The sequence below is a fragment of the Paenibacillus sp. 1781tsa1 genome (assembly GCF_024159265.1).
GTDB lineage: Bacteria > Bacillota > Bacilli > Paenibacillales > Paenibacillaceae > Paenibacillus.
This window is the reverse complement of the sequence record NZ_JAMYWY010000001.1, coordinates 4701861-4725486: the sequence shown is the minus strand read 5'-3', so window position 1 is coordinate 4725486 and position 23626 is coordinate 4701861. Positions and strand designations below refer to the sequence as shown.

Here is a 23626-nt window from a genome sequence, read left to right as displayed (position 1 = left end):
TCAAAAGGAGGGCGACGGAGCTATGCCAGAAGGTATCATCGTTAAAGCGCTAAGCGGTTACTATTATGTCATGCCAGTGGAAGACAACGGGGTTCCTTCGGTTGAAGGTTCCGCCGTTCAATGTCGTGCCAGAGGTATCTTCAGAAAACGGGGAACATCACCGCTTGTAGGTGACCGCGTCAGCTACATGTTGACTGAGAACGGTGAAGGAACGGTGGATGAAATTCGGAAGCGTGAGACGGAACTCATCCGTCCTCCAGTGGCCAACGTAAGTTTGGCTGTTCTGTTATTCTCGGTGAAAGAACCGGATATGAACCTGAATCTGTTGGACAAGTTCCTTGTTCACATCGAGCAGGCTGGTCTGGATGCTCTGATTGTGCTGACCAAACAGGATTTGGCTGATCCAGCCAAAGACACTGTTGCTGAAGTGAAAGCATTGTATGAACAGGTTGGTTATGAAGTGATCTCCACAAGTTCACGTACCGGTGAAGGCAGTGAACTGCTCAGAGATCGCCTCGCTGGTAAGATTAGCGTATTCTCTGGTCAATCCGGTGTAGGCAAGTCGTCCATGTTAAATGCATTGATGCCCGGCCTAACGCTGGAGACGAGTGCGATCAGCATGCGTCTTGGACGAGGGAAACACACCACCAGGCACGTAGAACTCATCCCCTTGGATAATGGCGGGTTTGTGGCGGATACGCCAGGGTTTAGCCAACTGGACTTTCTGGAGATCGGTGTGGAGGAACTCTCCACGTGTTTCCGGGAATTCGCCCAGTTTGCAGATCAGTGCAAGTTCCGAGGTTGTACCCATACCCATGAACCAGGTTGTCGTGTGCTCGCGGCCAAGGAGGAAGGTCTAATCTCCGAAAGCCGATATCAGCACTATGTACTATTCCTGACCGAAATGAAAGATAAGAAGCGGAGGTATTAACATGATTAAAATTGCCCCATCGATATTATCAGCTGATTTTGCCCAACTTGGTGCGGAAGTTGCCGAAGCCCAAGCTGCAGGAGGAGACTGGATTCATGTTGACGTTATGGACGGTCACTTTGTCCCAAATATTACGCTTGGACCTGCGATTGTAAAGGCGATCGCACCGCATACAAGCTTGCCGCTCGATGTGCACTTGATGATTGAGAATCCGGAACGTTATGTTGAGGAATTTGCCAAAGCCGGTGCAGCAGTCATTACCGTGCATGCTGAGGCTTGTGTGCATCTGCACCGCGTTATTCATCTGATCAAGGAGCAGGGAGTGAAGGCAGGAGTTGCTCTTAATCCGGGAACGCCAGCGTCTGCCATTCTTGAAGTTCTGGATGATGTGGACATGGTTCTTGTGATGACGGTAAATCCTGGATTTGGCGGACAGGCTTTCATCTCAGGTACCATGAACAAAATCAAACAAATTCGTACCTGGTTGAATGAAAAGGGACGTCATGATGTACATATCGAAGTGGATGGCGGAATTGCTGCCGACACGGCCCCGCTTGTGGTGGAAGCTGGAGCGGATGTACTCGTCGCCGGAAGCGCCGTATTCGGACGTGAAGATCGTGCTGCTGCGATTACTGAAATTCGCCGTAGCTACGGAGGCTGATTGATGACTCTTAAGGAGACGCTGTGGACGATGGCTGCGAGTCTCGTTACGGGACTTGTGCTTGCTCTGTTTGCGGTTATTCAATCCCCGTATAATGCCATTACGTCATTGATCGGGGTGGGCGTTGTCATTATGTATTTCCGCAAATTTGATCGTACGGGACATCGGGTTACTTTTGTTATCTTCGGCATACTGTATTATCTAATGAGTGTTTTCATGATCGCTGCCTATCAATATATTCCTACCCAAACGTAAATGACCTGATCTTCGGGCTTGTCATTGTGGAATAGGGATCGATGGTTCCGCATAAATATGGTTACATGAGCAGGTTTCTCATGTAGCCTTTTTTGTCGTGTTTGAGGTAAAGAAGGCCTGAAGCATAGGATACGGCGGACGCATGAGCATGATGGGGAGGGTGAATTATGAAATTTTACACATTCAAACTGCCGAAGTTTTTGGGAGGGTTTGTAAAGGCGATTCTTAATACGTTTCAAAAGAATTGATCCGATTGATAAGGTAACAGGGAATACCGCCGCTTTGGCTCAGGCTAATCTGGAATTCGTACCTGCGAAGCGCCATGCGGCGGCCATTCACATGTTCATGAGCGTATTCAAGAATCCCTTTTTTGAATACCAAAAAAGCACCTGCAAGGAACAAGGTGCTTTTTGCTTACCCGATTTATAGTAGCTTTGCGTGATTATACGCGAGTCACTTTACCGGCTTTCAGTGCACGGGTGCTTACGTATACACGTTTTGGTTTGCCGTCAACGAGAATGCGGACCTTCTGAACGTTTACGCCCCAAGTACGACGGTTACGGTTGTTAGCGTGGGATACGTGGTTACCGGTGCCCGGTTTCTTACCTGTCACATAACATTTGCGAGACATAGATTACACCTCCTATCCTAAAATAACCAGTTGCCTTCAGAAACGAAAAGTCATTCCATAAGGACTAAATTGTTCTTCCTGATCATAAAGATCAGGTTTCAGTAGCTAATGGCGTTGTTTAAGCCGGCATGACCGGATCATTTCCATTACTTAACCTGCATAAAACAATACTTGAATATAATATCATAATCAAAAAAGCTTCGTCAACTGATCCAAAAACTTTATTTATTTCTCCTGTCTAATATAGTACAATGTTGAGTAGTCCATAATACAGTGGTGAACAGGCTGTTGCCGCGAGGAAGTCGGAGAATACACCGTACCTAGAGGTCGGTGGTCTGCTTTTTGGCAACGCTGTGAGCTGCGGCATTCCATCATTGGCACCAGTCTCCACGCGGCATTCATGCCGGCTCTTGATACCGGTGCATATCCGTATGCCCCGAAGTTAGGGGTGCAGAGAGTGCAGGATATTGGTAGCCCGGCCGCCCAGACCGTTAATCCGGCTGACATGTTGTATTGTATGCCTGTGCCGGACAAGGTATGGACGAAGAATAACGCAGTCCGCGTTAGCGCATGAACAGACCAGACACATCTTGGTGCAAGTTGTTCGTGTATCAAGCTAGGAAGGGGAATTCTCACTTGAGTATACGTTCTTTAAATGGAACAGATTTCACCGCAATGGTACTTGCCGGAGCGGAACAACTTGGACAGCATGCAGAGCACGTCAATTCCCTGAATGTTTTCCCTGTACCGGATGGTGACACGGGAACGAACATGAATTTGACAATGAGTGCAGGAGTTGCAGAGATTAAAAGAAAAAGTTCTGCCTCCATCGGAGAAGCTGCCGGTATTCTATCAAAAGGCCTGCTTATGGGCGCACGGGGGAATTCAGGAGTTATTCTGTCGCAATTGTTCCGTGGATTTAGTCGTTCAGCTGCTCCCTATGAGGAACTGAATACGCTCCAATTTGCAGCAGCCCTGCAGAACGGTGTTGACGCAGCTTACAAAGCGGTCGTAAAACCCGTTGAAGGGACCATTCTTACCGTAGCCAAGGAAGCGGCGAAACATGCCAATTACTACGCAAGACGGACGAATGATATTACTGAATTAATGAATGAAGTTTTGTTAAAAGCAAAAGAAGCACTGGCAATGACTCCGGAATTACTTCCTGTACTGAAACAGGTTGGTGTTGTGGATTCAGGTGGTCAGGGGCTTGTATATATCTACGAGGGCTTTATGGAAGTATTGCTGCAAAGTGACGGTGTGAATCGTACTTCGCTGAACAAAGAAGTAACCCCATCCGTGGCAGCATCTGCTTTGAAACCGGCTGCACCGGCAGAAGTGGATATCAAGAAGCCTGCACATCAGCAGGTGATTGCGCCGGAGATGCCATTGTCTGCTCAGGCGAGATTGGAAACGGAGGATATTGAATTCCTGTATGATATGGAATTCTTCATTAATCGTGAGCTTGGAGAGAATGCGGGAGTGGCATTTGATGATGAGGCATTCCGGAAAGCGTTGTCAGTTAACGGGGATTCGATCATTATCATTGCCGATGATGAAGTCATCAAAGTTCATGTCCATTCCAAGACTCCAGGCGATGTGTTGAATCTGGCACTGCATTATGGTGAGATTACACAGATTCATATTCTCAATATGCGTGAACAGCATCGGGACCTCCTGACAGCAGGCATGGATATTGCTCCATCACCTGAATTGTTTGCAGAGATTCCACCTGAGGCAGCACGCAGTATGGAAGAGGCTGTGCTTCCTGCAGATGAGATGGCACCGTATGGTTTTATTGCGGTATCCTCCGGTGACGGTATTGCAGAGATTTTCCAAAGTCTTGGCGTCGATGTTGTTCTGTCCGGTGGACAGACGATGAATCCGAGCACTGAGGATTTTGTCAAAGCCGTTCGCTCCATTGCTGCGGAGCAGGTATTCATACTTCCGAATAACTCGAATATTGTACTGGCTGCGGAGCAGGCACGTGAACTGCTTGAAGATGAGCGCCGAATTACGGTTATTCCAAGCAAGACCATTCCACAGGGAATGGCTGCTGCTTTTGCTTTCCAGGAAGATGAGTCTGCGGAAACGAACCGTGACCAAATGTTGGAGGCCATCAGCCGGGTACAGTCCGGTCAAGTGACTCATGCGGTTCGTGATACGCAATATGATGAATTGGATATCAAGGCGGGACACTATATTGGTATTCATAACTCCAAAATTGTAGCGACGGATGAAGTCATGCTTCAAGCATGTGAAGGTCTGCTCAAACAGATGATGGAGAGCGGAGATGAAGTGGTGACGATCCTTGAAGGGGACGAAGCTGACCCTGAGGTTACTGCTGCCCTCGCTGCATGGCTTGAAGTAGAGTATCCTGATGCTGAGGTAGAGGTACATCGTGGAGGACAGCCTGTGTATTATTATTTGTTCTCCGTAGAGTCCTAATAAAGGTTGTTCAAAAAAGTCTCTTGTTGTGTTTTTGAACAGGTACCAATAGCACTCTGGCGAAGAGGAGGAGAGTCATGAGCCACAAGGTTGCGATAGTAACAGACAGTACGGCGGATATTCCCGAAGAACTCATTCGCAAATACGGAATTCACATTGTTCCGTTGCGCGTTCTGTTCGGTGAAGAGACTTATGCAGATGGCGTTGATCTGACTTCGGAACAGTTCTACGAAAAATTGAAGAAGGTTTCTGTGTTGCCTACAACTTCACAGCCTTCTCCAACTGATTTCATGAATGTATATCAATCACTTCTGGATGAGAACCCGGAACGCCCGATTGTATCCATCCACCTGTCATCCGGCATGAGTGGTACCTACCAATCGGCCATGCTTGGCAAGTCTTTGCTGGAGCGTGAGGGTGACATCACCGTGTTTGATTCGAAGTCAGCATCGTATGGGTATGGTCTAATGGTAGTACAGGCTGCTGAACTTGCCGAACAGGGGAAGTCAGCAGTCGAAATCGCTGCTGCCATTGAAGGGATGCAAAAATCTCGTAAATTGTTCTTTCTCGTGGATACTCTTGAGTATCTGCAAAAGGGCGGTCGGATTGGCAAAGCTTCAGCCATCTTGGGAACGTTGCTTAACATTAAGCCGATCCTGTCTATTGATGAAGAAGGCGTTATCTACGCAGTTGAGAAAGTCAGAGGTCACAAAAAAGCAATGGCACGTATTATTGAGCTGTTCCAGAAGGATCTTGCAGGCAAACGGGTAAATCTGGCGGTAGGTCATACCGCTGACCCGGGATCAGCGATCGCTTGTGCAGAGCAGCTTAGTGGTCATTTTACACTGAATGAAGTGATCTATACCAATATTGGAGCCGTAATAGGCAGTCATGTTGGACCAGGTGTCATTGCGATCTTTATGTGGCCTGTTCCGGAATGAGGGATTAGACATGAAATTGGAAGAAATATCAGTTAAGCAAATTAACGGCGTGAGTGCTCTCAAAGAGGGAGAGCTTCACGCCTTTGGCATCTCTACTGTTAAAGACCTGCTTGAATATTATCCGTTCCGTTATGAGGACTATCGTCTGCGTTCGCTTAGTGAAGTAAAGGATGGAGACAAGATTACGGTCCAGGGACAGGTGATGGGGATTCCTGTATTACAACGATACGGCAAAAAGTCCCGTCTCACCTGTAAGATCATGACGGAAGAGTGGATGATTACAGCTACCTGGTTCAATCGCCATTTCCTCAAAGAACAGCTTACGCCCAATCGTGAGATTGTGATTACAGGGAAGTGGGAACAAAAACGCATGCAGATGACAGTTACCGATTCGGAGTTTCCCGATAAAGGCGATGGGCGTTCAGGTACACTGCAACCTGTATATTCGGTAACCGGCAAGCTGACGCAACAATGGATGCGCAAAACGATCAATCAGGGATTGATTCAGTTCGGGGATATGATTCCCGAGATTCTGCCCCAGTCGTTGATGAAGAAATACAGCTTAATGCCACGCAAACAGGCGATTGCGGGGATTCATCGTCCACAGGACAACCGGGAAGGTCAACAGGCCAGACAGCGGATGGTGTATGAAGAACTGTTTCTGTTCCAGCTGAAAATGCAGGCGTATCGTGCGCTCAACCGGAATCGCATGGATGGTGTGGTACATACCACGGACAATACGACGATTCGGGAGTTTGTACGCAGTTTACCATTTGAACTGACAGACGCTCAGAAAAAGGTGGAGCTTGAAATTCTGCATGATATGCGTTCGCCCTATGCAATGAATCGGTTATTGCAGGGTGATGTCGGATCGGGGAAAACGGTTATTGCGGCAATTGCGCTATACACGACTGTTCGATCCGGTTTCCAAGGGGCTCTGATGGTGCCTACAGAGATTCTGGCGGAGCAGCATATGCGTTCACTGCAAAAGCTGTTTGAACCGTTTGGGGTAACCGTAGGGCTGTTAACGGGCAGTGTAAATGGACGTAAGCGTAAAGATCTGATCGCCTCGTTGCAAATGGGCATGATTGATATTGTGGTGGGTACACACGCCCTGATTCAGGAAGATGTCTTCTTCCGTGATCTGGGTCTTGTGGTGACGGACGAGCAGCATCGCTTCGGGGTGAATCAGCGCAGCGTTTTAAGACGTAAAGGATATAACCCGGATGTGCTAACGATGACGGCTACGCCCATTCCACGGACACTTGCGATTACGGCTTTTGGAGATATTGAGGTATCCACGATTTCAGAACGTCCGAAAGGACGGATTCCGATCTCCACGTATTGGGTGAAGCATGACATGATGGAGCGGGTGCTCGGGTTTATCTCCAGAGAAGTGGATCAGGGGCGTCAGGCCTATCTGATCTGTCCGCTCATTGAAGAGTCGGAGAAACTGGATGTGCAGAATGCCATTGATCTGCATGTGCAGATGCAGCAAAACTTTCCGAAATATCGTGTAGGTCTGCTGCATGGACGGATGACGGCTGCGGAGAAAGAAGAGATGATGCGTGACTTCTATAGCAATGATATTCAGCTGCTGGTCTCCACCACCGTTGTGGAGGTCGGGGTTGATGTGCCCAATGCCACGTTAATGGTCATTATGGACGCGGACCGCTTCGGTCTGTCCCAACTGCATCAGCTTCGTGGGCGGGTTGGTCGTGGTGCCCATGCGTCCTATTGTGTACTCATTGCTGATCCGAAGACGGAGGTTGGACAAGAACGTATGAAGGTCATGACGGAAACTGAGGATGGATTCGAGGTATCTCGTCGGGACCTCGATCTCCGGGGTCCGGGTGATTTCTTTGGTACCAAACAGAGCGGATTGCCCGAGTTCCGTCTTGCCGACATGGTTGCCGATTTTGCTGTGCTGGAACAAGCCCGAGATGATGTATCCCAGTTGATTGCGGAAGTAAATTTCTGGACGTCTGTGGACTATGCACCTTTGCGTGATTTCCTGCAACAACAGCAAGTATTCAAGGGAGATCTGATTGACTAAAGCTTGCCTTGATAGCTGGTTTTTCATATTACCTTTGTAAAAAAAGACAAGTGTACAAGCCCTCCCGACATATGAATAAGAAGTGAGTTCATTCTTTTGGGAGGTGCTATACGTTTTGGGTTATCAACAATATGGAATTAGTCCGCAGCTGGTGGAGCGGATCAAATTAAAGATGAAAAATCCCGCTGTCAAAGAGCGTATCAAAAAGTTGATTGATGGCGTGACCAAGTCTGATCTGCAAGATAAGGCCAAGGTCAGAAGGTTGGTCAAGTCTTCAGCTGTCATTATGAATGAGAATTTCTCTCCGGCGCAGGAGGAGCAGTTTGTTGCGTTTGTGCTCGCGCAGAAGATTGATCCGAACAATACGTTTCATTTGATTAAGCTGTGGGGGATGTTTAGGTAGGATTCGATGTAATGTTGGGTGGGATAAAGAGGGTTGTTTACACGGGGGCACTACGAGTGCAGTACCATCTTTCCATCGCTGTTATCCCCGGATTTTTTTGATTCCCTTTTCTAAAGGGGAAAATCAGGGGATAAAGGCGCACGCTTCGCTTCTTCAGATTGGTTCTGCCCTCTCCGTTGTTGTGTAAACGAAAGTACTTTATAAAAAACCAAATTACATCCAAGTTGGTGTAGTAATGTAAAGAAGGGTGTTCCACTAGTCATGTATGACATGATGGAACACCCTTTTTTTGTGGTGGAGAGCAGTTGGGATGATGGAGGTTTAGTTGGGCTTCAAATGGAATGTTTATGTATTTTTATCCGCTACACTTTTACTTTTATCCTGGAAAGAGCTGATGAATATTAAAGTTATGATTAAAACTACAATGATAATGCTATTGGAAGGGAATTCTTTCAGGATGTAGTCTTGCACAAGTAAGACCAGGATTGAGATAAATAAAATCATTTGTAGGACGAGCCTTGTTGAGCGATCAGGATCGTTGGATCGTTTGGACACACCATAGAGGGTAAGCCATATTAGACTAAAAAGCAGAAGTGAACTTAGGAGTAGAATGGCAAGCATGCATGAACACCTTTCTGTAATTAATTTTTGACCAATTGGAATAACATGACAAGTTATTAATTATATCATAGGAATTTCTGTATTTGTTGATTTTATGGAAATATGAGGTGATGGTTGATCTTCACATATTCCCCTTTTTTGATTGTCACAGGATGTACTTTGCTTTCCTCCGGGGGGAGCGGTAAACTGTTGCATACAAGTTAGCTGTGTGAATCAGACTTCATTTATGGATGTTGTGGCGGATTGGCATTACAATGAGACATGCAATTTATTTTCAGACAGATGTGGAGGAAGTACGATTGGAAATGTTTACGATGCTGCTTGGTTTATTTGAACGGGCGGCGCTGTTGATTATATTTTTATTCTTTCTGTCGAGGGTGCCTAGATTCAGGCAGATTCTGCAAAAGGGGAAATTAAGGTGGCAGGAGTCTATTGCGGTTACCTTGTTATTCTGTGCTTTTGCCATCTTCGGAACGTATACGGGCATTAATGTTGAGGGTTCACTGGTGAATGTCCGCATTATAGCCGTGCTATCGGGTGGTATTTTGTTCGGGGCGCCTGTGGGTATTATTACGGGGATTGTGTCCGGGGTCCATCGGTATTTGATCGATATGGATGGAGTCACAGCCATACCGTGTCTGATCACAAGTATTCTGGCAGGTCTGGTCTCCGGATATATACATAAGTATACGCCCAAGCCCAAGCGATGGATTATTGGTATTGGTGCAGGTATGATCTGTGAAGCGCTCACGATGTTACTGATCCTGCTATTTTCCTATCCCGATCCACTGGGTGCAGATATTGTTTCCAAAATTGCGCTGCCTATGATTCTGGGTGAAGTCAACATTGGGCTGATTGTGCTCCTGGTGCAGAGTGTCGAAGGGGAAAAGGAAATGATTGCAGCTCGTCAGGCGAAACTGGCGCTGGAGATTGCCAACAAGACCTTGCCGTACTTCCGTTCCATTGACGAGGATTCTCTGCGCAAAATCTGCCGTATTATTCAGGAGGATATTCAGGCCGATGCGGTTGCAATTACGGATACCCGGAATGTACTGGCTTATGTAGGATTTGGTGAGGAACGATATCATATCGGTAATGAAATTATAAGTGAGATGACCAAGAAGACGATATCCAGCGGGGAGATAACAATCAGTAATGATGTCATTGATGAAAAAACACCGGATATCCACTCGCTTTTAATCATTCCACTCAAAGAACGAGGAGACATTACAGGTGCGCTCAAAATCTATTATCGCAAAGCATATAAAATTACGTATCCTTTGCAAACGATGGCTGTAGGTCTGTCGCAGATCATCTCGACTCAGATGGAGGTATCGCGGGTAGAGGAGATCAAGGCTGCTGCCAACAAAGCAGAGCTGCGCGCATTACAGACGACCATTCATCCTCATTTTCTGTTTAATGCGCTAAATGCGATTGCTTCGTCCATCCGAACCAAACCGGATCGTGCGCGTGAACTGATTGTGAATCTATCCGGGTACATGCGTTACAATCTGGAGCTTTCGGATGAGTTAATTGATATTCATAAGGAACTGGAACAGGTCCGTAATTATGTAGAGATTGAGAAAGCTCGCTTTGGCAGCCGACTGAATGTGATCTATGAGATTGATGAGGTCGCGGTGCATATTCCGAGTCTTGTCATCCAGCCGCTCGTCGAAAATGCAATTATTCATGGCATCCTCAAGGTGAAAGGACCGGGTACTGTTCGAATTCGGGTACAGGATTATCCGGAGTTTGTGCGCATTAGTGTCAGCGATACAGGGGCAGGTATCAGTGCAGATATTATTGAACGGGTCTACCATGATCGTATGCCTGGTAACCAGATCGGGCTGTATAATGTGCATCGCCGGGTCAAGCTTATATACGGACAAGGTGTAACCATTACCAGGCTGGAACAAGGAACAGATATTTTATTTGATGTGCCCAAAGGAGATGTCGTAACAAGGTGATGATGGATCAATGAGAGCTCTTATTGTGGAAGACGAGATTCTGGCAAGTGAGGAATTGAATTATTTAATCCAGGAACATAGTCAGATTGAGGTGGTGGATCGCCTTGAAGATGGGCTGGATGTACTGAAGTTTTTGCAGGAACAAGAAGTAGATGTTATTTTTCTCGATATCAATATTCCCTCGCTGGACGGTATGATGCTGGCCCATCATATTGGGAAGTTTGCAACTAAACCTTATATTGTCTTTACTACGGCGTACAAGGAACATGCAGCAGAAGCCTTTGAGTTGGAGGCGTTTGATTATATTCTCAAGCCTTATGACGAGAAACGAATTGCTGCAATGCTCCATAAGCTGGAGCTCGCATTCAAACGTGATCATACGCCGGTGGAGCAACATGTTGAGGATGGACCAGCTACTATGGTGGACGGATCTGCTGCGCAGGGTGAACTGGTACGAGATATGAATTCCCATACGGACAGAAGAATTAATCTGCTGCGGAATGACAATATTATTGTTACGGATACGGCAGACATCTACTATGCGGAAGCGCAAGAGAAAGTGACGAAAGTATATACCAAAAATGGGGAGTTCACCATGCCAGTGAGCATATCGGATTTTCACAGCCGTCTGCCACAGGATACGTTCTTTCGCTGCCACCGTTCGTACGTCGTAAATCTGTCGCAAATCCGTGAAATTGTACCCTGGTTCAACAATACGTATCTGCTCCGTCTGCGCGATTTGGAAGCTGAAGTGCCCGTGAGTCGCGGGAAGGTCAAAGAATTCAGGCAACTCATGCGCATCTAGAAGCATTTCATTCCGCATCTGATGCAACTCATGCTCAAAACGGTGTAATGAATCCCCTTTCATGTATGATTAGCTTGTGAACGCATTCATGTATATGACATCGGCAAAGGGGAGATCACGATGAAAGCAGCTATTTCATCCGCTTCATCAGCACCTACATCAACAATTACACCTACAAAAATGAACCGCTGGCTTATTGTTTTGGGGACTATTATTGTACAAATGGGTCTTGGAACCATCTATACGTGGAGTTTATTTAATCAACCGCTGTCTGATCGTTTCGGATGGGACGTCAGCTCGGTCGCGATAACTTTTTCAATTACCAGTTTTGCTTTGGCATTTGCCACATTGTTTGCAGGTCGGTTGCAGGAACGTTGGGGTCTTCAGCGTCTGATCCGTGTAGCCGGAGTTGTGCTTGGACTGGGTCTCATTCTGAGTTCCCAGGTCACTTCGTTAACACTGCTGTACATTTTGGCTGGATTTGTCGTTGGATTTGCAGATGGTACGGCGTACATTACGTCGTTGTCTAATCTGATCAAATGGTTCCCGGAGCGTAAAGGTCTGATCTCGGGGATCTCGGTCGGAGCTTTTGGTACCGGTAGTTTATTGTTCAAATATGTGAACTCGGCATTGATTGGTGCCGTTGGTCCTGCTCAGGCATTTATGTACTGGGGCATTATCGTTCTGGTTCTGGTCGTTGCGGGATCATTCCTGATCCGTGAAGCGGTTGTTCGTGAACAGGCTCCGGCAAGCAAAGAAGGATCCAAACAAGTCGTGGCACGTCATGACTATACGGTGAAAGAGATGCTGCGTACAAAAGAAGCGTATATGCTGTTTGTTATCTTCTTCACGGCGTGTATGAGCGGTCTGTATTTGATCGGTATTGTCAAAGATATCGGTGTACAGCTTGCAGGTCTTGATGTAGCTACAGCTGCCAACGCAGTGGCCATGGTTGCAATCTTTAACACTGCGGGACGTATTATTCTCGGTGCGCTGTCAGATAAAGTAGGACGAATGAAAGTCATCGCTGGTGCGTTGCTGGTGACAGCCGTAGCTGTCATGACACTTAGTCTGGTTCCACTGACCTTCGGGATCTTCTTCGCCTGTGTGGCTGCCGTTGCATTCTGCTTCGGTGGTAACATTACGGTATTCCCGGCGATTGTGGCTGATTACTTCGGACTGAAAAATCAGAGCAAAAACTATGGTGTGATCTATCAGGGATTTGGATTTGGTGCTTTGGCAGGATCATTCATCAGCGCTCTGCTGGGCGGATTCCATCTAACCTTCATCGTGATTGCTGTACTTTGCGCTGTCTCGCTGTTGCTCGCACTGATCATCACCCCTCCAGGTCAAGGTCGTCGTGCACGTCAACGTGACAAACAGATGAACCTTAACCCTTCATCACGGGCAAGCTAACAACATGTATTGGAAGTACAGAACAGAGAATATTTCTTGATCTTAAAAAGCAAATTAAAAACAAAGTAAACAGAGCGGTCTCAAATGAGGCCGCTTTTTGGTATCTACTGTTGCCAAATTGCTGGCCAGCCTGTTAGCCTAATGGACCATCTGGCTACTGTAAGGGTGGTGCCTTGTGTGCATTCCATCATTCGCTTCTGTTATACTCTAGGTGAATTCAACAACAGCAAGACCAAGTTATGTACCCCAGAGGAGGCATATCATGAAATTCATTAAATACACACAACCTGATTTTGATGATTATTACGCATTGGTTTCCAATATGGAAGTGATGAAACAGATTACAGAACGGGCAATTCCGGAGCAGGAGGCAAGAACACAATTCGATTCCATGCTGGAGTTTAATGAGCGTTCCACATGTGGACATTACCGGGTATTTAGCGAAGATGGTGCGGGAGTGGCGTATGCCAAACTGATTCCGGACCAGGCAGACCCGAACCGGGCTGAAATAGGTTATATGATTCTGCCTGAACATTGGGGCAAAGGTCAAGGCACTTCCATAGCGTCCCGGCTGATTATTCAGGCACAAGCCGCAGGAATCGGAGTGCTCTATGCAGTTATCGATCCCGCTAACGCTGCTTCCCGCCGGATCTTGACCAGACAGAACTTTGTATCCACCTGGACAGGTGATTACGAGGGTCTTCCTGGTGAGATATTGGAGTTAAATCTTCAAATGAAGCGATAAAGGGAATGTCTGAGGGTAATCAGATATATGAGGCATCTTGCATGAGATGAATGGAGCTCATTACTCATTAATTATTTGGGCCCACCCATGCACATTTCATGCAAGATGCTTGCTTATATAGAGATGTGGAGGAGATGACATATGAGCAATACAACCATGGAGCGTCTGAATGATTTACTGCCGGAGTGGCTAGAGACGAGTCGGTTGCACACGGGGCAAGGCAAAGTCGCTTCTTATATCCCGGAGCTTGTCAAAGCTTCTCAGGATGAGCTGGGTATACATATCATGGACGCTGAAGGCAATTATGTGTCGGCGGGGGATTGCGGTGTGCCATTTACAATGCAAAGTATCTCCAAAGTATTCACCCTAATTCTGGCCTTGATGGATCATGGCGAAGAAGCAGTCTTCTTTAATGTAGGAAAAGAACCTACAGGCGATGATTACGACTCGATGATTAAGCTTGAGTTGGTTGAACCCGGAATTCCGTTCAATCCGTTGATCAATGCCGGCGCGATTACGGTGTCCTCCCTCGTTGGAGGAGATTGCAAAGAGGAGAAATCACGGCGCATCCTGGAGTTCTTCCGCAGGCTCGCGAATAATGATCAGTTGGGCTATAACGAAGATGTATTCCAGTCTGAGTCCGAGAGTGGTCACCTGAATCGTTCACTGGCGTATTTTTTGAAGCATAATGGTGTGATCAAGGATGACGTGGAAGATGTACTTGCCGTGTATTTCCGTCATTGTTCCATTGAAGTGACCTGTGCGGACTTGGCACGCATGGCGCTGGTTCTGGCTTATGATGGAACCGATCCGATTACGGGTGAAGAACTCATCCCTCGTCGGTATGTACAGATTGCGAAAACCTTCATGACGACCTGTGGGATGTATAATGCGTCAGGTGAATTCGCCATTGAAGTTGGCTTGCCCGCCAAAAGTGGGGTTTCCGGTGGGATACTAACTCTGGTACCAGGACAATTCGGTATTGGAGTGATTGGACCCGCTCTGAATCGCAAAGGTAACAGCCTTGCCGGCGTGCATCTGCTCGAGCGTCTGTCCAAGGAATTTGATTGGAGTTTTTTCTAAAAAGTTTTCGGAAAAAAGCCATACCCTTATATGTAGCCGATGAATCACGTATCCGATATTTTGCTTCTTTTGAACGAAGTGAATGGCCCGGGTATGTTTCGTCGGCTGCTTTTGGTATTCACCAGGATGTGTAGGAAGGCAGTCCTGCATGGTAACGACCATGCTGCATCTATCATGGAACATCCACAACATCGAGGTGGGTATATTCGCCTTCAGTGATTGATTCAGTCATTGGCTAGCGCCACATCTGTAATGAGGTTCATCTGAATATCCCGGGACCCGTCTTCCATCCGTAGTCTGAGGGTACGGGCAGGACGGTCCAGCCGAAGCACTTGACCGGTGTAACGGATATCGTCATGTTCGTGAAACAACGTAATAGTGACCATATCTCCAAGCATCATCGAGTTGCTGAGTAACCGGGACATTTCTTCCGCCGCCTGGGCATCCAGAGATGGGCGGGTACGAGGAGCAAGTTGTTCCTGATGAAGAATATAGGCTTCCCGGTGTTCGGGGAGCATCATGCGTGAGGACTCAAAGATACCGTTTTGCTGCAATTTTTTACTCATTTATAATGACCTCCAATTTTATGAGAACGTTCATGGGCTTGCGCGGACGAGCAGAGGGAGGATGCCCGCATAATGGCAGTATCTCCGTACCTGCGCTTGATATCATCTGTCGCACGTTCCAGTTCTCTTTTGCGTTCGCGGTCATCAAACCAGGACAGCTGAACTTCGGAATCGGGTACAAGTCCGGTCAGTGACACGCTGATGCGGCGGATGGGTAATCCGTCCCAATGGCGCAGGAACAGGGCTGCTGCCGCATCGTATACTTCATCCGTAATGTTGGTGGGTTCATTCACCTTCATCTGGCGGGAGAAACCGGTTGGCCGATCATAATCCTGTCCGCGACATGCAACCGAGACCACATGGCCCATAAGTGATTTGTCCCGGGAACGTCGACTGACGAGTTCCGCCAGTTCAAGCAGTACCACTTTGATATCTTCCCACGAGTCATAGTCCCGGGGCAGCGTCATCTGATGTCCAATTCCCTGCTGCTGATGAGCATAGGTCCCGGGTTTGACCGGGGAATCATCAATACCGCGGGCGATACGCCATAGTACCTCGCCATTCACACCCCAGCGTTCTCTGAGTCGGGACAGTGGGGTCTGGGCCAGATCACCGATCGTATGCACCCCCATCTTGTAGAGATGCTGCGCCATGCGGGAACCGACCATGAACATGTCTCGTACAGGCTTCTTCCAGATCGTTGAAGGCAGGTCTTTGCGAGGCAGCGTGCAGATGCCTCCTGGGACTTTTTTGGCATACAGGTCACAGGCCATCTTGCTAACGACCTTGGTATCACTGATGCCGATCCGAATGTACACACCCGTCTCCTCCATCACCCTGGATTGTATGCTGCGCGCAATCGTCTCGGGACTGCCGAACAGCTCCAGGCTTCCGGTTACATCGAGAAACTGTTCGTCAATACTATACGGTTCCACCAGATCGGTGAAAGATTGAAGGATGCGTGTAATATGAAGGGACACCCGAATGTATTCAGCCATCCGAGGGCGGACAACCACAACATCCGGACATTTGGCGAGCGCTTCGCCCAGTCGTTCTGCTGTTGTAATTCCATAGGACTTGGCGAGTGGACAGGCCGCCAGAATAATACCCGAACGGCGCGCCGGATCTCCCGCGACAACGAGGGGGCGGTCCTTGTATTCGGGATGTGCAGACTTCTCCACACTGGCGTAGAATGACTGGCAGTCAGCCAGCATGATGACACGTCTGTCTTGGCGGGACATAAGACTTCTCTCCTTATCCGTGATGCGGTACTCTGTTCACCATTGATTATCTTCATTTGAATATCGCTTTTTAACAGTTTATTTACAGTACGGAACAGGTGTTCTTGTTTTATAAGCATATCTGACAATCTAAAATGCGGCAACCGGAATTATTTTGCAAATTGGACACAATTGCCCTAAGGCCATATTAGAGTCAGAAATTAGGAAATAAGATGTGCTTTTTTACATTTAATGTGAGAGATCCGTGACTTGAGGGTGATGACCGGGCGTTCATTTCGCTTTTTGTAAAAGGGTTATAAATGGTACAGTCCTATAGAGGGGGACTGATGTCCTTTTTTGGTTTTCTGCACTTTTCAGAAAACCTTGATGTGACGCGGAATATCGCTGATGCGTTATCAGACTATAGTATCAATTTTGTAATCTTTATGGTTAATACTGTAAAAACGTCCGCAACTTTAAAATATAACTCGCGTTTAATGGGGTATGCGTTCTAACGGCAAACGTTGCCTGTACCCGCGTTGCACATAACAATAAAGGTTCCAGAATTGCAAGATCAGCAGGGTCCATAATTCATGCGATTCTAGCAAATATTAGTGTTTGGGAATCAGACGTACCCTGAAGACTTTCGGGTGCCCGTTGATGCCGCTTTTTACGAATCATGGGCAGAATGTTCCATTTCATGTTTGCTTCCATCAGCCTAGTTACAAATGCAGAGTCTTAGCGCTATAGTGAGAACTACACCGCTGACATCTCTACCAAGCGGACATCCGAAGCGGAATGATTCGTAAACTTCATGTTGGACCATTCGATGTTGAAGCAGGATGATATTAGAGAGGTGAGCAATCTAACGACATGAGCAGACAAAGACGAAGACGCTGGTTATTAACGGTGTTGACAGGCGCAGTGGTGGTGACCGGCGGGATATTTGCCGGATGGCACTATATGCAACCCAAGCTTGTTACGTACACAGCGGAGAACGGCACGGAGATGAAATTCAAAACGGATGGAGACCGGTTCATGGAATACGGGCCAGATGGAACGTGGAGGGAGATGTTCGTCAAAGGTGTCAATCTGGGCGCAACATCACCGGGGCATTACCCGGGAGAATTTCCGCTGACCAAAGAGGATTACTTGCGGTGGTTCCAACAGATCGAGGATCTGGGAGCCAATGTTATTCGGATATACACGGTTCACGAACCGATTTTCTACTCCGCATTGGTCGAATATAACCGCGGACGGGAGCAACCGTTATATTTTATACAAGGCATATGGTCACCTGAGGAAGAGCTGATTGAGAAGCAGGATGCCTACGCCGCCCATATTGAGCAGACGTTCAAGCAGGAGATTGAAAAAGCCGTATCTGCTGTCTATGGCGATGCGGACATTCCGGCCAAGCAGGGAGAGTCCAGCGGCAAATACAAGACAAATGCAGGAAAATATCTGATGGCCTGGCATGTGGGTACGGAATGGGACCCGGCGATGGTTGACAACACAAACGAGAAACATGCGGACGTGCCGCAGTACAAGGGAGTTCATTTCTCGGCTACTCCAGAAGCGTCACCGTTTGAGAACTGGCTCGCAGAGCTGCTGGATCATACGGCGGTTCTGGAGAAGAAGTATGGATGGGAGCATCCGATGACCTTCACCAACTGGGTAACTACCGATGTGCTGGATCATCCCGGCGAGCCGCTGTATGAAGAGGATCTCGTCAGTGTGGATGCCCGTCATATTCAGCCGGAGGCGTGGCAGGGAGGTTATTTTGCAGCCTACCATGTGTACCCGTATTACCCGGATCTGTTCCATATTGATAAAACGCTCCAAACCATCAAGGATGAGAACGGCGAGTACAACACGTACAAAAGTTATCTGCGCAAACTCAAAGCCGAGTTTTCCGATATGCCTGTAATGATTACAGAGTATGGCGTACCTTCTTCTCTTGGTATTTCCCATCTGGGTATGGGAGGCCGGAATCAGGGTGGACATAACGAAGTAGAGCAGGGAGATATTGACGCGTCATTGACGCAGGATATCTATGATGAGGGATACTCGGGAGCCATTGTGTTCATGTGGCAGGATGAGTGGTTCAAAAAAACATGGAACACAATGCCACTGGAAATCCCGGCTGATCGCCGTGCATATTGGCTGAACGTGCTGACAAACGAGAAGATGTTTGGTCTGCTTGCCATGGACCCGGGTAAACAGGAACAGTTGACCATCGATGGATCATTGGATGACTGGGATGATCTTAAGGATGAAGAGGTCACGACCTGGCAGGGCCAAGTGCACGGTATTCAGGAAATGAAGATGACCCATGATGAAGCTTATCTGTATATTGGGCTTACCTTGGATCAACCTTTTGACCCGGATCAGACGGTGCTACGAATTGGGACTGATACACTTGCAGGAGGCAGTCAGCCTGACAAGTTACTCCCGGGCCGGACGCTCAGTGATGGTCTTGAGACGGTGATTACACTGGGGCAGGATGAAGAATCTCAGGTGGAGATTGCCAAGGATTATGACTTTAATCAGCGTCTGTACGGCAAGGAAGGATATGACATGTTGCCAGATCAGCAGGAAGACTCCTCAGATCCGTTCCATCCATGGAATCTGGCAGTCAGCCTGAGGATGACACCGCCGGATACCCGATCTGCTCATCCATTCATGAATGAAAAGGTCGGAACATTGAAACGGGGAACGACGGCTCCCGGTCAGTCCGATACGGATTCATTAACGGCATGGCAGTATAACGGCAATCAGGTGGAGATGCGAATTCCCTGGATGCTGCTTGGGTTTGGTGATCCGAGTTCACTGCAAGCAATCGACTATGGACCGCTCAAGAATGGACGTGAGTTCTCCACAGTTGCTGTGGAAGGTGTCACTCTCATTCCATGGTTAACGGACCGCGCCACGAAGAAAGTATCTTGGCCTGGGGGTGAACAGACAACCCTGGATCTGAAGACTTTGCCGGTATATAGCTGGCAGCCTTGGGAGCAGGTGCAGTATAGTGAACGGCTGAAGCTTAGCTACGAAAAAATGAAGAAGAGCTACGAGAAAATTCCTAGTTTTCAGATCGAATAAATGAGTATAAAGGAGGACCTTTTCACATGTTTCCAAGTTTGGCTTTGGCCTATCTGTTTTTGTACATCTGTATCGCACTCGTTGTTGTAGGCGTCATCCTATTGTTTGCCATGAAAATGTCCCACAATGGCAAACGACGCAAGACGGCGTTCTATGAATTAAAACAGCGCGACTACTTCACTTATCTGCAAACGGCCTTGACCGAGAATAGCCCGCTCAGATTGCCACCAGGCAAACTGGCTCCGCTGGAACGCAGAGTTATTCAGGACAGGCTGATTGAATGGATCGACCAGTTCAAGGGTGAATATCGTGACAAATTGATTGCACTATGCCGTGAAGCAGGATTTGTAGAGCATGATCTGAAGGAATTAGGCCGACTGCGTTACGGTCGCCAGATTGATGCGGCTTATCGCTTGGGTGGCATGCGTTGTCCAGAAGCCGTTCCCGGCTTGATGGAATTGCTGAAGGATGAGAAGCCGGGGCCGATGGCTATTATGATTGGTCGTTCCATCGCAAGATGTACAATCCGGCAAGGGGAACTAAAAGACATGCTGGCGTTGCTGTTGAACAAAGGCAAATCAATTCACCATCTTGCAGCAGATATTCTGCTTGAAACAAGTCTGGATACCAGCAGAATTCTAATCGAATTGCTGGAAGATCGGAATCCGGATTTTGTCAAAGTCGGACTCGTTGCAATGTGGGGACAGGCTGTGCCTGAAGTAATGCCTGCACTGGACAGACTCGTAGGAGCCGAACATCAGGATGTACGTGCCGAGGCGGTGAAGCTGTATCTTAGCGCAAGTCCGGCACTGCGGGATGAGACGATCCTGAAGCTGATTCAGGACACTGACCCGGAAGTTCGTGCCGAAGTGGTGCAAGCACTCGGTTCGAAGCATGCATCGGGTAGCATTCCACTGCTGCGCAAAGCACTGAGGGATGAAGACTGGAGAGTTCGTTATAACAGTGCGGAGAGTCTGAGCAAGCTTGGCGAACCGGGATTTGAAGCGCTGTGTCAGGCTGCGGTACAAGGTACAGGTGCTGAACGCGAGATTGCGATGCAGCAGATCGAGAGTACCATGCAGCATACGAGAACCGATGACAGAGCTGTAGAGCAGATGATTGCTCATAACAAAAAAAGACTGCTGTATGATCGTTATTTTGGCCCTATACGAGAGAACAGAACCAGTAAGAAACGCACAGGTGTCGCTACGGTAGGAGGGGATTACACTGCTTAGGGATCTATTATTAATCTACGGCATGGTCGCAATCTACTATGTTGTTTTTGTAAATACGCTCTATTTTTCCATCCTGGCCTTATCGTTCCGTAACATCTGGACAATCTTCCGCCGGTCGCATTATTCGAAATACAATACCTTGTCAGGATCGGAACTGGTGCCTTCGGTTTCTCTGCTGGTACCGGCATACAACGAGGAACTGACGATTATTGAAAATGTGAACTGTCTGATGACGCTGAATTATCCAACGTATGAAGTCATTGTTGTGAATGATGGCTCCAGTGATGCCACACTGAAGATTTTATTGGATGAATACCGTCTGAAGCCGGTACCCAATACGAAGATTCGGGGCAAGATCGCCTGTCAGAAAATTCGCGGGATTTACCATAATCCGGAGTTCCCCGATCTGTATGTCATTGACAAGGAAAATGGCGGAAAGGCAGATTCCCTCAATGCCGGGATCAACCTGTCCCATTATCCGCTCATCTCTTCGATTGATGCCGATTCATTGCTGGAGAAGGATGCCCTGATCCGTATGGCACGCATGTATATGGAGAATCCGGAAGAGACAGTAGCCATCGGTGGAGATGTACGGATCGCCAATGGATGCAAAATCGAAAACGGGGCAGTGCAAGATGTATCGCTGCCGCGCAAGATCTGGCCCATGTTCCAGTCGATTGAATATCTCAAAGCCTTCCTGGGCGGACGGATTGGCTGGAGTCACATGAACGGTCTGATCATTGTCTCCGGTGCATTCGGTATGTTCCGTAAGGACGCTGTTATCGCCGTAGGTGGATACCGGGATGGTTATCCCGGGGAAGACATGAACATCATCATCAAGCTCCACCGGTATATGCTGGAAAACAAATTGAAGTACCGCGTTGCCTTCTGCCCTGAGGCGGTGTGCTGGACACAGGCACCGGATTCCTACCGGATCCTGTCCAGTCAGCGCAAGCGCTGGGGCCGTGGGAACCTGAAGAACATGCTGGAGAATCGGGGCATGCTGTTCAATCCGAAATATAAGGTTATGGGTATGGTGACCATGCCATATAACGTCCTTTTTGAAGCGCTCAACCCATATTTCCGGATTACCGGACTTCTGGCTCTCGCCGGATATGTGCTTCTGGATATGACGCAATGGCCGATTCTGGTTCTGTTCGGACTATTGAACTTCGTGAGTGGTTATCTGCTAAGTGTAGGCGCACTTGTCCTGGAGGAGATTGCTTTCAAGCGTTACAACAAACTCTCCGATCTGGTCAAAATGCTGGTCTACTCTGCGCTCAAATTCGTGGGTTATCATCAGCTGGGCGTACTGTGGAGATTGCAGGGACATGTGCAGTTCATGCAAAACAACAACTCATGGGGTACCATGACACGTCAAAGCTGGTCCGAGGATGAGAAGAAAACAAGCGAAGCCGCTTAAGTAAAGAATAATCAAAGCAATTATATGTCCAACTAGACATTTACACGATAACGGAGAGGGCAGAAAAAGCCTGAAGAAGCGAAGCGTGCACCTAAAAGCTTTCTGAAAGAAAACTGCATCGAAAGCATACGCTTATCCCCGGATTTCCCCTTGTATAAAGGAATCAAAAAATCTGGGGATAACAGTGATCGAAAGGCTGTTCTGTCATCGGAGTGTCAGTGTAAATATCAATTAGTTGAACTTATATAGATAATCGAGGAGAAGGGTGGAAAAGAACATGCCAAATACGGCGACATTGCAGCGTGAGGCTGCCGTTAATGTGTACCGAAGTGTAGAACAGGGATTGAAGGAAACGGGTGCCGAAACATGCGGCTTAATGTTCATCCATTGTGCAGGAAACTCTCAACCTGAGCAGCAGGTCAGGACACATCTGGAGCAGACGAGCGGGACTGCCTTCCAGGTGTGGAAGGATGGGGCCACTCAGGCGATTGCCGTCCTGCTGCCAGGTTTGTCACTGGATGAAGTTCATTATGAAGGACTTCGGATCAAACATGAGTTGCAAGAGACCGTCCCTGGTGCTGATCCACAGATTACACTGGCCAGTTTCGCAGAGGGTGAGCGCCCTTCGAAAGCAACCATTCAGCATATGGCTGAATCCTCGAAGCTCGTAGATTCGTCGGAGATTCATATCTACACGTTGGACAATACAGCGGACGAGCCGGAACGCATTTTGATTGTGGATAACGATCCTACGGTACGCGAATTCCTGCAGTTGCGATTGAAGATGCAGGGCTACGAAACCTATGAAGCTGTTGATGGACTGGCTGCACTGGAGTTGATCGAGAAGGTCACACCAGACCTGGTGCTCACCGAGCTGAATCTGTATGGTATCGACGGTCTGCCGTTCATCCATCATATTCAGAACCTGGAGATGGAGCAGCCACCCAAAATTGTCGTGTTGACCGAACAACGTGTCGAGCAGACGATTAGTCAATGTTTCCGCAGCGGAGTTGATGATTACATGACCAAACCGTTCTCGCCTGTAGAGCTGGATGCCCGAATCAGACGCTGCCTGCATTAGAAGATAAAAAAGAGCAAAAGACAACCATCTATTTACATG

At 47.8% G+C, this 23626-nt stretch carries 20 protein-coding genes; 17 read left to right on the top strand and 3 right to left on the bottom strand.

All coding sequences use genetic code 11. From position 1 onward, the window contains the following. Positions 1-22 precede the first annotated feature (22 nt). The 4 genes from rsgA (at position 23) to spoVM (ending at position 2095) form a co-directional block, all read left to right on the top strand. Positions 23-931: a ribosome small subunit-dependent GTPase A gene (gene rsgA / locus NKT06_RS21300; RefSeq protein WP_062835353.1), complete on the top strand. Its 909-nt coding sequence runs from the start codon at positions 23-25 to the stop codon at positions 929-931. A 1-nt stretch (position 932) separates the two neighbouring features. Next, positions 933-1592 (top strand): ribulose-phosphate 3-epimerase, encoded by a 660-nt coding sequence (rpe, locus tag NKT06_RS21295; protein ID WP_253439046.1) that lies wholly within the window; start codon positions 933-935, stop codon positions 1590-1592. Positions 1593-1595: 3 nt separating this feature from the next. After that, positions 1596-1847: a hypothetical protein gene (locus NKT06_RS21290; protein ID WP_105410212.1), complete on the top strand. Its 252-nt coding sequence runs from the start codon at positions 1596-1598 to the stop codon at positions 1845-1847. Positions 1848-2014: 167 nt separating this feature from the next. After that, positions 2015-2095, top strand: a complete 81-nt coding sequence (gene spoVM, locus NKT06_RS21285) for a stage V sporulation protein SpoVM (RefSeq protein ID WP_019424875.1) — start codon at positions 2015-2017, stop codon at positions 2093-2095. A gap of 194 nt (positions 2096-2289) precedes the next feature. Here the strand turns inward: spoVM and rpmB are convergent, their stop codons facing one another. Then, positions 2290-2478, bottom strand: coding sequence for a 50S ribosomal protein L28 (gene rpmB, locus NKT06_RS21280; RefSeq protein ID WP_017687459.1), 189 nt, complete (start codon positions 2476-2478; stop codon positions 2290-2292). 636 nt (positions 2479-3114) lie between these two features. On the opposite strand from rpmB, the gene NKT06_RS21275 reads away from it, so the two are divergent. From NKT06_RS21275 to glsA, 9 genes are all read left to right on the top strand, one after another. Then, the gene (locus NKT06_RS21275) at positions 3115-4926 is read left to right on the top strand and encodes a DAK2 domain-containing protein (RefSeq protein WP_253439043.1); all 1812 of its coding nucleotides are present in this window, start codon (positions 3115-3117) and stop codon (positions 4924-4926) included. Positions 4927-5003: 77 nt separating this feature from the next. Further along, a complete protein-coding gene (locus NKT06_RS21270) occupies positions 5004-5867 on the top strand; it encodes a DegV family protein (RefSeq protein WP_253439040.1) in 864 nt (287 codons plus the stop codon). A 10-nt stretch (positions 5868-5877) separates the two neighbouring features. Beyond that, positions 5878-7923, top strand: a complete 2046-nt coding sequence (gene recG / locus NKT06_RS21265; RefSeq protein ID WP_253439037.1) for an ATP-dependent DNA helicase RecG — start codon at positions 5878-5880, stop codon at positions 7921-7923. Between the two features lie 115 nt (positions 7924-8038). Next, positions 8039-8326, top strand: a complete 288-nt coding sequence (locus NKT06_RS21260) for a stage VI sporulation protein F (RefSeq protein WP_036614589.1) — start codon at positions 8039-8041, stop codon at positions 8324-8326. Between the two features lie 935 nt (positions 8327-9261). After that, complete coding sequence (locus tag NKT06_RS21255) at positions 9262-10914, top strand: sensor histidine kinase (RefSeq protein WP_253442686.1); 1653 nt, start codon at positions 9262-9264, stop codon at positions 10912-10914. Positions 10915-10924: 10 nt separating this feature from the next. Further along, positions 10925-11719, top strand: a complete 795-nt coding sequence (locus NKT06_RS21250; protein ID WP_253439035.1) for a LytR/AlgR family response regulator transcription factor — start codon at positions 10925-10927, stop codon at positions 11717-11719. A gap of 180 nt (positions 11720-11899) precedes the next feature. Beyond that, positions 11900-13135, top strand: a complete 1236-nt coding sequence (locus tag NKT06_RS21245) for an L-lactate MFS transporter (RefSeq protein WP_253442685.1) — start codon at positions 11900-11902, stop codon at positions 13133-13135. A 262-nt stretch (positions 13136-13397) separates the two neighbouring features. After that, positions 13398-13880, top strand: a complete 483-nt coding sequence (locus tag NKT06_RS21240) for a GNAT family N-acetyltransferase (protein ID WP_253439032.1) — start codon at positions 13398-13400, stop codon at positions 13878-13880. Positions 13881-14021: 141 nt separating this feature from the next. Then, positions 14022-14963 (top strand): glutaminase A, encoded by a 942-nt coding sequence (glsA, locus tag NKT06_RS21235; protein ID WP_253439029.1) that lies wholly within the window; start codon positions 14022-14024, stop codon positions 14961-14963. 224 nt (positions 14964-15187) lie between these two features. Here the strand turns inward: glsA and NKT06_RS21230 are convergent, their stop codons facing one another. Together NKT06_RS21230 and NKT06_RS21225 are read right to left on the bottom strand one after the other, a co-directional pair. Continuing rightward, the gene (locus NKT06_RS21230; protein ID WP_253439025.1) at positions 15188-15529 is read right to left on the bottom strand and encodes a YolD-like family protein; all 342 of its coding nucleotides are present in this window, start codon (positions 15527-15529) and stop codon (positions 15188-15190) included. Then, positions 15526-16770, bottom strand: coding sequence for a DNA polymerase IV (locus NKT06_RS21225; protein ID WP_253439022.1), 1245 nt, complete (start codon positions 16768-16770; stop codon positions 15526-15528). Before NKT06_RS21225 ends, NKT06_RS21230 begins: the two co-directional genes overlap by 4 nt. An 852-nt stretch (positions 16771-17622) precedes the next feature. Here NKT06_RS21225 and NKT06_RS21220 point away from each other — a divergent pair. The 4 genes from NKT06_RS21220 to NKT06_RS21205 all read left to right on the top strand — a co-directional run bounded on the left by NKT06_RS21220 (position 17623) and on the right by NKT06_RS21205 (position 23587). Then, positions 17623-19848, top strand: coding sequence for a hypothetical protein (locus tag NKT06_RS21220; protein WP_253439017.1), 2226 nt, complete (start codon positions 17623-17625; stop codon positions 19846-19848). A 26-nt stretch (positions 19849-19874) separates the two neighbouring features. Then, complete coding sequence (locus NKT06_RS21215; protein WP_253439014.1) at positions 19875-21083, top strand: HEAT repeat domain-containing protein; 1209 nt, start codon at positions 19875-19877, stop codon at positions 21081-21083. A gap of 22 nt (positions 21084-21105) precedes the next feature. Further along, positions 21106-22506 carry a glycosyltransferase family 2 protein gene (locus tag NKT06_RS21210; protein WP_253439011.1) on the top strand — a complete coding sequence of 467 codons (1401 nt, stop codon included), beginning with the start codon at positions 21106-21108 and terminating at the stop codon, positions 22504-22506. A 277-nt stretch (positions 22507-22783) separates the two neighbouring features. Continuing rightward, a complete protein-coding gene (locus NKT06_RS21205; protein WP_253439007.1) occupies positions 22784-23587 on the top strand; it encodes a response regulator transcription factor in 804 nt (267 codons plus the stop codon). Positions 23588-23626 lie beyond the last annotated feature (39 nt).

Coding starts and splice junctions, on each gene's coding strand:
- rsgA (WP_062835353.1), top strand. CDS start 23: ATGCCAGAAGGTATCATCGTTAAAGCGCTAAGCGGTTACTATTATGTC.
- rpe (WP_253439046.1), top strand. CDS start 933: ATGATTAAAATTGCCCCATCGATATTATCAGCTGATTTTGCCCAACTT.
- NKT06_RS21290 (WP_105410212.1), top strand. CDS start 1,596: ATGACTCTTAAGGAGACGCTGTGGACGATGGCTGCGAGTCTCGTTACG.
- spoVM (WP_019424875.1), top strand. CDS start 2,015: ATGAAATTTTACACATTCAAACTGCCGAAGTTTTTGGGAGGGTTTGTA.
- rpmB (WP_017687459.1), bottom strand. CDS start 2,478: ATGTCTCGCAAATGTTATGTGACAGGTAAGAAACCGGGCACCGGTAAC.
- NKT06_RS21270 (WP_253439040.1), top strand. CDS start 5,004: ATGAGCCACAAGGTTGCGATAGTAACAGACAGTACGGCGGATATTCCC.
- recG (WP_253439037.1), top strand. CDS start 5,878: ATGAAATTGGAAGAAATATCAGTTAAGCAAATTAACGGCGTGAGTGCT.
- NKT06_RS21255 (WP_253442686.1), top strand. CDS start 9,262: ATGCTGCTTGGTTTATTTGAACGGGCGGCGCTGTTGATTATATTTTTA.
- NKT06_RS21250 (WP_253439035.1), top strand. CDS start 10,925: ATGAGAGCTCTTATTGTGGAAGACGAGATTCTGGCAAGTGAGGAATTG.
- NKT06_RS21245 (WP_253442685.1), top strand. CDS start 11,900: ATGAACCGCTGGCTTATTGTTTTGGGGACTATTATTGTACAAATGGGT.
- NKT06_RS21240 (WP_253439032.1), top strand. CDS start 13,398: ATGAAATTCATTAAATACACACAACCTGATTTTGATGATTATTACGCA.
- glsA (WP_253439029.1), top strand. CDS start 14,022: ATGAGCAATACAACCATGGAGCGTCTGAATGATTTACTGCCGGAGTGG.
- NKT06_RS21230 (WP_253439025.1), bottom strand. CDS start 15,529: ATGAGTAAAAAATTGCAGCAAAACGGTATCTTTGAGTCCTCACGCATG.
- NKT06_RS21225 (WP_253439022.1), bottom strand. CDS start 16,770: ATGTCCCGCCAAGACAGACGTGTCATCATGCTGGCTGACTGCCAGTCA.
- NKT06_RS21220 (WP_253439017.1), top strand. CDS start 17,623: ATGAGCAGACAAAGACGAAGACGCTGGTTATTAACGGTGTTGACAGGC.
- NKT06_RS21215 (WP_253439014.1), top strand. CDS start 19,875: ATGTTTCCAAGTTTGGCTTTGGCCTATCTGTTTTTGTACATCTGTATC.
- NKT06_RS21210 (WP_253439011.1), top strand. CDS start 21,106: ATGGTCGCAATCTACTATGTTGTTTTTGTAAATACGCTCTATTTTTCC.
- NKT06_RS21205 (WP_253439007.1), top strand. CDS start 22,784: ATGCCAAATACGGCGACATTGCAGCGTGAGGCTGCCGTTAATGTGTAC.